Here is a 12,017-nt window from a genome sequence, read left to right as displayed (position 1 = left end):
CGGGGGCCTAACTGCCGAGCAGCGGAAGGGTCCGGGGGATGTCCGAGTCGGGCAGCTGGCCGAGGGCGAGCGCGGCGAACCGGACGGCGAACGGCTGCCAAACCTCCTCGATGTCGCCGAGCACCTCGACGCAGGCGTCGACGACCACGTCGGCGGGCAGACGCAGCTCGGTCAGGATCGTGGACCCGGCCGCCCAGGTGCTGACCATGTCCCGGTCGCACTCGATGTGGAACTGCAGCCCCCAGGCCCGGTCACCGAGGCGGAACGCCTGGTGGGGGTAGTGCGTGGAGGCGGCGAGCAGCACCGCGCCGTGCGGCAGCTCGGTGATCTCGTCGACGTGCCACTGCAGCACGTCTGGCGCGAGGGGTACATACCGGAACAGCGGGTCGGTAGCGGCGGCGTCCCGCTTGCCGACCAGCGCTGGCCCGATCTCCGGGCCGGCGGCGCTGCGTTCCACGGTGCCGGCGTGCGCGGTGGCGAGCAGGTGGGCGCCGAGCCCGATGCCGAGGGTCGGGATCCGCTGGCGGACGGCCTTGCGCAGCAGCCCTTCGACGGAGGGGAGCCAGCCGGCGGCCGGGTCCGGACCGACCGCGGACGGACGGCCACCGAGGACGATCACCGCCGGTCGGCCGGCGAGATCGGCCGGGACCGGGTCGTCGGCGTACGGGCGGCACACGTCGATCGGCAGGCCGGCCTCGGCGAGCCACTCCCCCAGCCGTCGCAGGTCGTCGGTCGGGTCGTTCTCGATCACCAGAGCGCTGCCCACGTGTCGAGGCTATCCAATCGGCCGCGGCGGTGACCGTAGGTGGTGCCTGCGTGCTCACAGTTGCGTACTCGTAAAATCTGCTCGCTCGGACCGGTAACCAAATCTGCTCGTACGGACCGGTAACCTCGCGTAGTCTCGCGCCGGTGACCGACCCGCGACCGGCCGACCTCCCACGCGGCGAGCCGCGTTCCTCAGCCGCGGAGCCGGTCCGACCTGGTGCTCTGCCGCTGCATCCGCCCGCGCTGCGACCCGGTGACGAGGTCCGGGTCGTGGCCCCGGGTGGGCCGGTGGCCGCGGAGCCGGTCGAGCGGGGGATGGCCGTGCTCGCCGGGTGGGGCCTGCACCCCCGGCTGGCGCGGCACGCGCTGGGCCGGCACGGTTACCTGGCCGGCACCGACTGGCAGCGGGCCGCCGATCTCGCCGAGGCGTTCGCCGATCCGGCGGTACGCGGCATCGTCTGCGCCCGGGGCGGCTACGGCACCCAGCGGGTGGTGGACCTGCTGGACATGGCGGCGGTACGCCGGGATCCGAAGGTGGTGTGCGGCTACTCGGACATCACCGCGCTGCACCTGGCGCTGTGGCGGGGTGCCCGGTTGGCGACGGTGCACGGGCCGGTGGCGGCCTGGGACGACGAGCGGACCCCGGCGGTGTCCGCCGGGTCGCTGCGCCGGGCGCTGATGGAGCCGGTGCCGACGGTGGTCACCCGGTCGCCGGACGAGGCCGGCGCGGCGGTGCTGGTGCCGGGTCGGGCCGACGGCATCCTGCTCGGCGGCAACCTGACCGTGCTCGCGGCGTCGGTGGGCACCGCCGACCTGCCGGACCTGACCGGGGCGATCCTGCTGATCGAGGAGATCGGCGAGCCGCCGTACCGGGTGGACCGGCTGCTCACCCAGCTGCGCCGGGCCGGTGCGCTGGATGGCCTGGCCGGGGTCGCGGTCGGCCAGTTCACCGACTGCGCCGACCGGCACGGGGTGGACGTCGCGCAGGTGCTCGCCGAGCGGCTGGGCGACCTCGGCGTGCCGGTGCTCGGTGGGCTGCCGCTCGGGCACGGGCAGACCCCACGCGCCGTCGGCCTGGGCGTGCCGGCCGCGTTGGACCCGGCGGCCGGCACCCTGACGGTGCGGCCGGCGGTGCGCTGACCCGACGCCCGGTCTCTCAGCCCGCTGACAGCTTCGGCATGGGTTGCGTTGAGGGCAGCCGGGCACCGTCGGTCAGGTCACCGCACCACACCGAGACGACATCCGGAGGTCGACTTGTCCAGATGGATCACGAGGAAGCGGGCGCTCGCGGGCCTGGCTGCGGCGGGCGTGCTCAGCGTCGGGATCGCGGCGCCGACCATCGCCTTCGCGCAGGAGAGCGCCGAGCCGGGCGCCAGTGCCAGCGCCGATGGATCGACCGGCGAGGAGCGTCGGGCGGCGAAGATGACCGAGCTGGCCGAGGCGCTGGCCGAGGAACTCGGCGTCTCCGCCGACGACGCCACCGCCGCCCTGGAAAAAATTCGTGAGGAGAGGGCCGGCGACCGGCCCGAACGCGGAGAACGGCCGGAGGGGACGGCCGACCGGCAGGCGGCGCTGCAGGAGCGGCTCGACGCGGCGGTCGCCGACGGAACGCTCACCCAGGCCGAGGCCGACGCGGTGCTCAAGGCGTACGAGGAAGGGGTGCTCGCCGGCTCCGGACGCGGCGGTGGTCCGGGCCGTAGCGGCCCGATGGGCCGTACGGACGAGGAGCCGGAGGCCGCCCAGTCGCCGGACGGCACCTGACCCGACCCCGCCGCCGAAAGGTCCTGGCGCCGGAACGCCCCTCGCAGGGTTGCTCCGGCGCCAGGACCGTCTTCGCGCCGGCCGGCGGCGGGCGGCCGATCTCGGGCGACACCGGCCCGTCGAGCAGGCTCAGGCGATGCAGGCGCAGACAATCAGGGCAGCGCCGAAGTGCGACGCGGCGCTGACCCGGGCTGCGGGGTGCGGCTCGTCGGAGCAGATCACCGCGCCGAGCCGGCCGGGGGTCAGCCAGTCGAGCACGGTGAAGGCCAACGCCATGATGCCGAGCCCGATCAGTCCGAACAGGACCGTCGAGGCGAGCCCTTTGGTGAACGACGGGTAGCTCGTCAGGATCGCGGTGAAGACGATGCCGGCGACGCCGAGCTGGTTGGCGGCGAGCAGCAGCGCCGCGTTGCCGTTGCGCTGCACCCAGATCAGCTCGCGCAACTTCCCAGGGGTGAGCCAGTCGACCACCACGAAGCCGGCCGCCATCAGAGCGACGCCGACCGCTCCGAAGACGATGCTCTGCCAAGCTCCGGTGAGCAGATCCTCCAGCACGCACGTTCCTCCCGATCGGGTCGCCGCGGGGGCGGCGAGTGTCGGGAGGGACGATAGCGTGGCGGCGCCAGCCCGCTCAGAGCGCGCCGAGGTAGCGGCGACGCTCGTACGGGGTGACCTCGCGGCGGTACTGCTCCCACTCGGAGCGCTTGTTGCGCAGGAAGAAGTCGAACACGTGCTCGCCGAGCACCTCGGCGATCAGCTCCGAGCTGGCCATCACCTCGATGGCCTCGGAGAGGTTCTCCGGCAGCGACTCGTACCCCATCGCCTTGCGCTCGGCGGCGGACAGCGCCGACACGTCGTCCTCGGAGCCGGGGGGCAGTTCATAGCCCTCCTCGATGCCCTTGAGACCGGCGCCGAGCAGCACCGCGAAGGCCAGGTACGGGTTGGTCGCCGAGTCCAGCGAACGGACCTCGACCCGGGCCGAGTTCGGCTTGCCGTACGCGGGGACCCGCACCAGCGCGGACCGGTTCAGGTGCCCCCAGCACACGTACGCCGGGGACTCGGTGATCCGGTCCGGCAGCGCCTGCGGGAACAGCCGCTTGTAGGAGTTGACCCACTGGTTGGTGACCGCGGTGTACTCGCGGGCGTGCACCAGCAGCCCGGCGATGAACGCCTTGGCGACCTTGGAGATCTTCATCGGGTCGCCGGCGTCGTGGAAGGCGTTGCGCTCGCCCTCGAACAGCGACAGGTGGGTGTGCATCCCGCTGCCCGGCTGGTCGGTGAAGGGCTTGGGCATGAAGGTCGCCGCGACGCCGTGCGACAGGGCGACCTCCTTCACCACGTGCCGGAAGGTCATGATGTTGTCGGCGGTGGTCAGCGCGTCGGCGTAGCGCAGGTCGATCTCCTGCTGACCGGGGGCCACCTCGTGGTGGCTGAACTCGACCGAGATGCCGATTCGCTCCAAAGCGAGCACGGCCTGGCGGCGGAAGTCACGGGCCACCGCGTGCGTGGTGTGGTCGAAATAGCCGCCGGAGTCGACCGGCACCGGGGTGGACCCGTCGGTCGGGCTGTTCTCCAGCAGGAAGAACTCGATCTCGGGATGGGTGTAGAAGGTGAAGCCCTTGTCGGCGGCCCTGGACAGTGCCCGGCGCAGCACGTGCCGGGGATCGGCCCAGGACGGCGTGCCGTCGGGCAGCAGGATGTCGCAGAACATCCGGGCGCTCTCGCCGCTGACGCCGCCCTCGAACGGGAACACCTGGAATGTGGTGGGATCCGGCATGGCGACCATGTCGGACTCGAAGACCCGGGCGAACCCTTCGATGGCGGAGCCATCGAAGCCAATGCCTTCTTCGAATGCTGCCTCAAGCTCAGCCGGCGCGACCGAGACGCTCTTGAGCGTGCCGAGCACGTCGGTGAACCACAACCGAACGAAACGGATGTCGCGCTCTTCCAGAGTACGGAGCACGAACTCCTGCTGACGGTCCACGTCTACCCCTCGTGACACTGGTCTGCCCGGACCGGTTCCATTCTCCGCGCTGCTGCCCTCCAGCGCAGGACCAGGTGCTGTCGGCTCCCACCTGAGCTGCCCAGTCTTTACCGACCTCGTTACACCGACGTTACGGGACCGCTCCGGTCGCGCACCTGGCGGGGTTAGCCGACAAACCACACCAATACGGTTCTTTATCACTAACCATTGCGAAGGGGATATTAGACCACGATCACCGGGGCACACCGGAGCATGTCCGCACAGTCACCTGACCGGTCCGCTTCGCGGGGCGTCGGCGACCGGCGGGTTGGTCGGGGTCGCGCTGGGGGAAGATAGCGACATGCCGACGCTGCGCATCGCCCTCGCCCAGGTCAACCCCACCGTTGGCGATCTACCGGGCAACGCCCGGCTGGCCCGCGACGTCACCCGTACGGCGGTGGCGGCCGGCGGGCAACTGGTCGTGTTCCCGGAGATGGTGCTCACCGGCTACCCGGTGGAGGACCTGGTGTTCCGGGAGTCGTTCGTCGCCGCCGCCCGGTCCGGGGTCCAACGACTCGCCGCCGACCTGGCCGCCGACGGGTTCGGCGAGGTACCTGTGCTGGTCGGCTACCTCGACGCCGACGGACCGGCGGCGATCAGCGCCGAAGCCGACCCGGGCCGGGGTCCGCGCAACGCCCTCGCCGTGCTGCACGACGGCACCATCGCGGCCACCTACTTCAAACACCACCTGCCCAACTACGGCGTCTTCGACGAGGACCGCTACTTCGTGCCGGGCACCGCGTTGACCGTCGTCCGCGTCGGCGGGGTCGACGTGGCGCTGACCATCTGCGAGGACCTGTGGCAGGCCGGCGGGCCGTTCACCGCCGCCCGCCGCGCCGGTGTCGGCCTGGTCGTCACGGTCAACGGGTCGCCGTACGAGCTGGACAAGGACGACGCCCGGCTGCCACTGGTGCGGCGGCGGGCCGCCGAGGCCGGCGCCACCGTGGCGTACGTCAACCTGGTCGGCGGCCAGGACGAACTGGTCTTCGACGGCGACTCGATGATCGTCGCCGCGGACGGCACGCTGCTGGCCCGCGCGCCGCAGTTCGTCGAACATCTGCTGCTGCACGACCTGACGCTGCCGGCCGCGGACGCCCCGGCGCAGGACCGCGCCGCGACCCCGGAGGCCGCCGACGCGACGGCCACCCCGGAGACCCCGGACGGCCCGGACCGGATGACCATCGACCGGGTGGTGGTCGGTGACCGGAAAATTGACCCGACGGGCGGGCCGGTCGACGGCGGGGTCGCCGAGCCGCTGCCGGCCGAGGCGGAGATCTGGTCGGCGCTGGTGCTCGGGCTGCGCGACTACGTCCGCAAGAACGGCTTTTCCTCGGTGGTGCTGGGACTGTCCGGCGGGATCGACTCGGCGGTGGTGGCCGCGATCGCGGTGGACGCGCTCGGCCCGGACCGGGTCGTCGGCGTCTCGCTGCCTAGTCAGTTCTCCTCCGAACACTCCCGGGCCGACGCCGCCGAACTGGCCAAACGGACCGGCCTGGACTACCGGATCGAGCCGATCCAGCCGATGGTGGACCCGTTCCTGGCCAACATCTCGCTCTCCGGGCTGGCCGTGGAGAACCTGCAGGCCCGGGTGCGCGGGGTGATCCTGATGGCGCTGTCCAACCAGGAGGGCCACCTGGTGCTGACCACCGGCAACAAGAGCGAACTGGCGGTCGGCTACTCCACCCTGTACGGCGACTCGGTCGGCGGCTTCAACCCGATCAAGGACGTCTGGAAGACGATGGTGTGGACGCTGGCCCGGTGGCGCAACGACGACGCCGTCCGGCGCGGCGACGAGCCGCCGATCCCGGAGAACTCGATCGCCAAACCGCCCAGCGCGGAGCTGCGTCCCGGTCAGCTCGACACCGACTCGCTGCCCGACTACGCGCTCCTCGACGGGGTGCTCACCGGCTACATCGACGGCGATGCCGGCCGCGACGACTTGGTCGCCGCCGGGCACGACCCGGCGCTGGTCGACCGGGTGCTGCGAATGGTGGACCTCGCCGAGTACAAGCGGCGACAGTCGGCGCCCGGCACCAAGATATCGATCAAGGCGTTCGGTCGTGATCGACGGCTACCGATCACCAACCGGTGGCGGGAGCCCGGCGACGGATGACACCCGCCGGGCGACCGGGTGAGGTGTGAATTCCTGCACTGAAGCCTCTCCGGGCCGGTGCCACCGGTGGCACCATCGGGACGTACCCCGGGGACCGCGACCGCGGCCACGAGGGTGAGAGGAGACGACGATGTCCCGATCCACGCCGGGCGCCGGGCCCAGCCAGGCAGCCACGTCCACCGGGCCGGCCGACCCCGCCACGCCGGCCGAGGCCGTCGCACTGTACGGCGGACCGGTCAGCCGCCGGGTCCGCACCCGTGACCTGATCGCCGCCAAGGAACGCGGCGAACGGTGGGCCATGCTCACCTCGTACGACCAGTACACCGCCGCGATCTTCGACCGGGCCGGCATACCGGTGCTGCTGGTCGGCGACTCCGCGGCGAACAACGTGTTCGGCCACGAGACCACCGTGCCGGTCACCGTCGACGAACTGCTGCCGCTGGTCCGGGCCGTGGTCCGGGCCACCCGGGGCGCGCTGGTCGTCGGCGATCTGCCGTTCGGCTCCTACGAGGAGGGGCCGACGCAGGCGCTGCGCACCGCCGTACGGTTCATGAAGGAAGGCGGCTGCGGCGCGGTCAAACTCGAGGGCGGCCGGCGGGTCGCCGACCAGATCGCCGCGCTGACCGGGGCCGGCATCCCGGTGATGGCGCACGTCGGCTTCACTCCGCAGCGGGAGCACACCATCGGCGGCTACCGGGTGCAGGGCCGTGGCGACGCCGCCGACGAGGTGATCGCCGACGCCCACGCGGTCGCCGAGGCCGGCGCGTTCGCCGTGGTGCTGGAGATGGTGCCGGGGGTGGTCGCCAAGCGGATCACGCACGACCTGCCGGTGCCGACGGTCGGCATCGGCGCCGGCCCGGAGACCGACGCGCAGGTGCTGGTCTGGCAGGACATGTCCGGCATGCGGTCCGGCCCGACCCCGCGGTTCGTGAAGACCTACGCCGACCTCGCCGGGGTGCTCGCCGACGCGACCCGCCGGTACGCCGACGACGTCCGTGCCGGCCGGTTCCCGACCGCCGAGCACACGTTCTGATCGACCGCCGTCACCGTCCGGTCCCGGCGGATCACGAGATCCGCCGGGACCGGGCGGAGCTCACAGATCGGTGACTCGCACCCCGGAATGCGCCTTGTACCGGCGGTTGATGGCGATCAGGTTGGCGGTGAACGCTTCGATCTGGTGCGCGTTGCGCAGCCGGCCGGCGTAGATTCCCCGCATGTCCGGGATCCGGGCGGCGAGCGCGGCGACGACCGCCGCCGCCTCCCGGTCCTCGGCGCAGATCAGGACGTCCAGGTCGATCCGCTCGATCTTCGGGTCGGCCAGCAACGGCGCGCTCAGGTGGTTGAAGGCGGCGCAGACCCGCGAGTCGGGCAGCAGCGCTGCGGCCTGCTGCGCGGCGCTGCCCTGCGCCACCGGCAACGGGTACGGGCCCTGCTTGTCGAAGCCGAGCGGGTTCACGCAGTCGACCACGATCTTGCCGGCGAGCGGGTCGCGCAGTGCGGTGACGGTCGCCTCATGACCGTCCCACGGCACCGCGATGATCACCAGGTCGGACCCGCCGGCCACCTCGTCGTTGCCGTCACCGCTGATCGCCCCGGCCGCGACCCCGGGCAACGCGGCGATCTCCTTGGCCGCGGCGGCGGCCCGGGTACCGTCGCGGGACCCGATGCGAACCGGCTGGCCGGCGCGGGCGAGCCGGTACGCCAGGCCCCGTCCCTGGTCGCCGGTGCCGCCGATGATGCCGACCGTCAGGCCGGAGACGTCGGGCAGTGTGCTGGCGTCATATCCCATCCGCTCATCCTCACCCACCGCACGGCCGCACGGGACCGCACCGTGACGTCGACCACCACCCGGTTCCGCACCGGCCACCACCTGCTCCGAGCTGCGGTCAGCCGCCGTCCGCGGCGGGGACCGGCCCGGGCTCGCCGGCCGGGTACCGGAAGATCACCCGCCGGCTGGCCGGGTCGGCGGTGACCAGCCGGACCCGGACCCGTTCGCCGACCGGTGGAGCGCCGGTGCAGCGGGCGATCACCGCCGGCTCGTCGAGGGCGACGGTGCCGCGCGGCGCCCGCTTCGCGGTGCCCGGGTCGGCGTCCAGCACCGCGACGTCGAACTCCGCACCGACCCGGTTCGCCAGCAGCACCGCCTCGGTCAAGTCGATCGCGGCGCGGGCCGCCGCGCTGGCGGTCCGGTCGGTGCCGGCCATCACCTCCGGCAGCCGGGGCAGCGCCTCGGCGACCGACGGGGGTACCTCCCGACCAGCGGTCACCGCCAGGCAGACCTCCGTGGCGTACCGGTCGGCCAGCCGCCGCAACGGCGCGGTGACGTGGGCGTACGGGGCACCGACCCCGCCGTGGCCGGATTCTGCCGGCGGCTGGCCGGCGAACGCGGTGTACCGGGCACCGCGCAGCAGCTCGGCGGCGTGGTCCAGGAACGCGGCGCCGCGCGGCTGTGCCGCGTCTACTCCGGCGGTGACCTCACCGACGGCCGCGCCCGGCGGCCACCAGACACCCAGGGCACCGGCCGCCGCCCGCAGCCGGGCCACCGCCGCCGGTTGCGGTGCCGGCATGGTACGCAGCAGACCGACGCCGGCCCGCAGCATGATGTCGGCGGCAGCCATTCCGGTGAGCAGCGAGATCTGGGCGTTGTGCTCCTCGATCGGCAGCGGTGGACGCAGCACCAGTCGCCAGCCGTGGCCGGCCGGTTCGACGTCCTGGTCGGGCAGCGGGAGCGCGACCGCGCCCCGCGCCGCCGCCCGCGCGCTCAGCAGCCCGCCGATGCGCGGCAGCCGGGCGATCGGCTCGGCGAGTTCGGCGAGCCGACCGGCGGTCAGTGCGGCGTGCACGGTCGGGTAGTCGAGCTGCGCCCGGCTGCGGACCCGGGCGCGTTCCAGCCGGGTGTCGACCAGTGCGCCGTCGGCGGCCAGGTCGAGTGTCCACACGACGGCCGGTCGCACGGCGTCGGGCAGCAGACTGGCAGCGTTCTCGCTGAGGCTGGGTGGGTGCAGCGGGATGGTTCCGTCGGGCAGGTAGATGGTCTGTCCACGGCGCCAGGTCTCGGCCTGCAGCGGGCCGCCGTCGGTGACGAACCGGGCGACGTCAGCGATCGCGTACCGGATCCGGAAGCCGCCGCCCGGCCGGTCGGTCAGGCACATCGCCTGGTCCAGGTCGCGTGACCCGGGCGGGTCGAGGGTGACGAACGGGATGTCGGTGAGGTCGGCCTCCGGCGGCGGTACGCGCGACGCCGCCTCGTCCGCCTCGCGTTGCGCCGCGGGCGGGAACGCGGTGGGCAGCTCCAGCTCGCGGCGCAACGCGCCGAAGTCGATCCGGGGCGCGGTCAGGCGGGGCAACGGCACGGACCATTCCTACCAGCCGGCCGCCACGTGACGCGTCGGTGGTACGGCGGCGGCCGGCCGGACACGGTGCGCGGATGCGGTGGCCGGTGTGCGCCCCCGGGTCAGCGGCCGGCCTTGCGGGCGGTCTGGGTCCCGGCCTTCTTGGTGGTCTTCTTCGCGGTCTTCCGGGTGGCCGCTGCCTTCTTGGCGGTACCCCGCTGGGCGGGGGTGGCGTTCTTCGGCGAGGTGGCTCGCTGCACCCGGCCCGCGGTGCGTTTCGTCGCGGCGGCGACCTTCTTCCCGGCCCGGCCGGTGGTGCCCTTGGCCGGCGTGGACCTGGTCGCGGTCGTCGTCGCCGTGGTTTTCGCGGCCGTGCTCTTGCCTGCGGTCGCGGTCTTCCTCGCCGGGCTGGTCTTGCGCGCGGTGGCCGTCGTCTTCTTGGCTGGACTGGTCTTGCGCGCGGTGGCTGTCGTCTTCTTGGCTGGAGTGGTCTTGCGCGCGGTGGCCGTCGTCCTGCGCGCCGCCGGGCTGGTCTTCTTTGCCGCTGCCTTCTTCGCCGTCGGGCTGGTCTTGCGTGCCGTCGGGCTGGTCTTCTTCGTAGCGGGCTTCTTTGCCGCCGTCGCGGACGCCTTCCGTGCGGACGTCTTCTTCGCTGCCGGGCTTGTCTTCTTCGCCGCCGTCTTCGTGGTGGCGGTGCTCGACGCCCGCCGGGTGGCGGGACGGGTCGCGGCTTTGGTGCCAGCAACCATGGCTTTCTCCTCCTTGCGGACTTTCAGTGGATTTGTCCCCTATGGAGACAGTGGAGTCTCCGGAATCCGACCCAGGTAGGCCGGACCGGCCTAGCCCTGCTCCCCGGTCCAGCGGGCGTCCTCGGTCTCCCACTCCTCGTTACGTTCCGACACCCGCTGCAGCGCCTGCTCAGCTTCGGCCTTCGAGGCGTAGGGACCGAGCCGGTACTTGGCGGCACACAGGTCCGCCCCGGACTCCACGCGCTGATGACGGAGGCACCAGAAGTACTCGCCATCAGGTCCGCTGTCGCTCATGAAAACACTGTGCACGGAAAAACGGCAAAGCGCCACCGTTTCGCCCAAAATGTCGCCGCTTTTCCATAATAGACGTGCGCCATTGCGGCCGGCTCCCATGCCGGCAATTGACGGCTCGATACGAAAAGCCGGCAACGCCCCGCGCCGAGTCGAGTCCATCCTGGGCGGAGCGGACCGGGTGCCGTCGCGGAAACCGAGCCAGGTCAACCGGTCGCGAACGCGGTCTCGATCAGCCGCCGCAGCCCGTGGCCGTCATCGACGGTCACGTCCGGCACCCCGTCGGGCTGGCCACGTTCCCGACCGGTGCGGGCCGAGACCATCAGCACCGCCGCACCAGCACCGGCCCGCCGGGCGCACGGGACGTCCCGGGCCGGGCTGTCCCCGACGAACCAGCAGTCCGCCACCGGTACGCCGAGTGCCCGCGCGGCGAGCCAGGCGACCTCAGGGTTGGGCTTACGCACCCCGGCCTCGTCGCTGTAGATCTGCACGGCGAACCGGTCGCCGAGATCCACCGAGTCGAGATAGTCGCGGTGCGCGGCACCGCACAACGTGTTGCTGACGATCGCCAGCGGCAGACCGACGTCGGCGGCGACGTCCAACGCGGTACGGATACCGGGGCGTACCGCCCAGTCCGCACGCCGGGTCCACGCGTAGCTCAACGCGGTCGCCTCGCGCAGTACCGCGTCGCGGGCCGGGGCCGGCCAGCCGGGTGCGATGAACTCCCGCCAGACCTGTTCGTGGCCGTACTCCCGGGGGCGGTCCTGCTCGCCGATCCGGTCCCGCCAGGCGGCGTACTCGCGTTGCCCGTCGATCAGCGACCGGGTGATCCGCTCGGCGGACAACGCGTCGCCGACGAGCGCGCAAAGCCGGTCGACCAGGTGGGTCGGCTGCGGTGACATGGACGGGGCGTCGACGATGACTCCGCCGAAATCGAGCAGCAGGGCGCGAGGGGTGGGCAGCATCCGACCATCATCCCCGGC

The 12,017-nt window shown here is 72.5% G+C and carries 13 protein-coding genes; 5 read left to right on the top strand and 8 right to left on the bottom strand.

Features of this window, described 5'->3' with window-relative positions; all coding sequences use genetic code 11:
- Positions 1-7: 7 nt before the first annotated feature.
- Positions 8-766: a type 1 glutamine amidotransferase gene (locus tag ACFHWT_RS01355; protein WP_416592749.1), complete on the bottom strand. Its 759-nt coding sequence runs from the start codon at positions 764-766 to the stop codon at positions 8-10.
- A gap of 221 nt (positions 767-987) precedes the next feature.
- Here ACFHWT_RS01355 and ACFHWT_RS01350 point away from each other — a divergent pair, with 221 nt between their 5' ends.
- Both ACFHWT_RS01350 and ACFHWT_RS01345 read left to right on the top strand, forming a co-directional pair.
- A complete protein-coding gene (locus tag ACFHWT_RS01350; protein WP_416592892.1) occupies positions 988-1,905 on the top strand; it encodes a S66 peptidase family protein in 918 nt (305 codons plus the stop codon).
- Between the two features lie 114 nt (positions 1,906-2,019).
- Positions 2,020-2,526, top strand: a complete 507-nt coding sequence (locus tag ACFHWT_RS01345; RefSeq protein ID WP_416592748.1) for a hypothetical protein — start codon at positions 2,020-2,022, stop codon at positions 2,524-2,526.
- A gap of 129 nt (positions 2,527-2,655) precedes the next feature.
- On the opposite strand, the gene ACFHWT_RS01340 is transcribed toward ACFHWT_RS01345, so the two are convergent.
- Both ACFHWT_RS01340 and glnA read right to left on the bottom strand, forming a co-directional pair.
- A complete protein-coding gene (locus ACFHWT_RS01340; RefSeq protein WP_416592747.1) occupies positions 2,656-3,081 on the bottom strand; it encodes a DUF350 domain-containing protein in 426 nt (141 codons plus the stop codon).
- A 76-nt stretch (positions 3,082-3,157) separates the two neighbouring features.
- Positions 3,158-4,510 carry a type I glutamate--ammonia ligase gene (gene glnA, locus ACFHWT_RS01335; protein ID WP_416592746.1) on the bottom strand — a complete coding sequence of 451 codons (1,353 nt, stop codon included), beginning with the start codon at positions 4,508-4,510 and terminating at the stop codon, positions 3,158-3,160.
- Positions 4,511-4,850: 340 nt separating this feature from the next.
- Here glnA and ACFHWT_RS01330 point away from each other — a divergent pair, with 340 nt between their 5' ends.
- Both ACFHWT_RS01330 and panB read left to right on the top strand, forming a co-directional pair.
- Positions 4,851-6,662 carry an NAD+ synthase gene (locus tag ACFHWT_RS01330; protein ID WP_416592745.1) on the top strand — a complete coding sequence of 604 codons (1,812 nt, stop codon included), beginning with the start codon at positions 4,851-4,853 and terminating at the stop codon, positions 6,660-6,662.
- A 130-nt stretch (positions 6,663-6,792) separates the two neighbouring features.
- On the top strand, positions 6,793-7,695 hold the full coding sequence (gene panB, locus ACFHWT_RS01325) for a 3-methyl-2-oxobutanoate hydroxymethyltransferase (protein ID WP_416592744.1): 903 nt from the start codon (positions 6,793-6,795) through the stop codon (positions 7,693-7,695).
- Between the two features lie 60 nt (positions 7,696-7,755).
- Here the strand turns inward: panB and npdG are convergent, their stop codons facing one another.
- From npdG to ACFHWT_RS01310, 3 genes are all read right to left on the bottom strand, one after another.
- Positions 7,756-8,451 (bottom strand): NADPH-dependent F420 reductase, encoded by a 696-nt coding sequence (gene npdG, locus ACFHWT_RS01320; protein WP_416592743.1) that lies wholly within the window; start codon positions 8,449-8,451, stop codon positions 7,756-7,758.
- Positions 8,452-8,548: 97 nt separating this feature from the next.
- Positions 8,549-10,015, bottom strand: a complete 1,467-nt coding sequence (locus tag ACFHWT_RS01315) for an RNB domain-containing ribonuclease (RefSeq protein ID WP_416592742.1) — start codon at positions 10,013-10,015, stop codon at positions 8,549-8,551.
- Positions 10,016-10,116: 101 nt separating this feature from the next.
- Entirely contained in the window at positions 10,117-10,254 is a 138-nt protein-coding gene (locus ACFHWT_RS01310) for a hypothetical protein (RefSeq protein WP_281550792.1), read from the bottom strand.
- 10 nt (positions 10,255-10,264) lie between these two features.
- On the opposite strand from ACFHWT_RS01310, the gene ACFHWT_RS01305 reads away from it, so the two are divergent.
- Positions 10,265-10,822, top strand: a complete 558-nt coding sequence (locus tag ACFHWT_RS01305; protein ID WP_416592741.1) for a hypothetical protein — start codon at positions 10,265-10,267, stop codon at positions 10,820-10,822.
- An 11-nt stretch (positions 10,823-10,833) separates the two neighbouring features.
- Here ACFHWT_RS01305 and ACFHWT_RS01300 read toward each other — a convergent pair whose 3' ends face one another.
- Positions 10,834-11,037 (bottom strand): SPOR domain-containing protein, encoded by a 204-nt coding sequence (locus tag ACFHWT_RS01300; RefSeq protein ID WP_282231613.1) that lies wholly within the window; start codon positions 11,035-11,037, stop codon positions 10,834-10,836.
- A 203-nt stretch (positions 11,038-11,240) separates the two neighbouring features.
- The gene (locus ACFHWT_RS01295) at positions 11,241-11,999 is read right to left on the bottom strand and encodes an HAD family hydrolase (RefSeq protein ID WP_416592740.1); all 759 of its coding nucleotides are present in this window, start codon (positions 11,997-11,999) and stop codon (positions 11,241-11,243) included.
- Between the last annotated feature and the right edge of the window lie 18 nt (positions 12,000-12,017).

The organism is Micromonospora sp. LOL_021 (assembly GCF_048060215.1).
Classification (GTDB): Bacteria; Actinomycetota; Actinomycetes; order Mycobacteriales; family Micromonosporaceae; genus Micromonospora_E.
The sequence above is the reverse complement of the archived record's forward strand: the minus strand, read 5'-3'. Positions and strand labels throughout refer to the sequence as shown.

What these genes read in the sequence shown, in the direction of transcription:
- ACFHWT_RS01330 (WP_416592745.1), top strand. Translation starts at nt 4,851, where the DNA reads ATGCCGACGCTGCGCATCGCCCTCGCCCAGGTCAACCCCACCGTTGGC.
- panB (WP_416592744.1), top strand. Translation starts at nt 6,793, where the DNA reads ATGTCCCGATCCACGCCGGGCGCCGGGCCCAGCCAGGCAGCCACGTCC.
- ACFHWT_RS01300 (WP_282231613.1), bottom strand. Translation starts at nt 11,037, where the DNA reads ATGAGCGACAGCGGACCTGATGGCGAGTACTTCTGGTGCCTCCGTCAT.
- npdG (WP_416592743.1), bottom strand. Translation starts at nt 8,451, where the DNA reads ATGGGATATGACGCCAGCACACTGCCCGACGTCTCCGGCCTGACGGTC.
- ACFHWT_RS01295 (WP_416592740.1), bottom strand. Translation starts at nt 11,999, where the DNA reads ATGCTGCCCACCCCTCGCGCCCTGCTGCTCGATTTCGGCGGAGTCATC.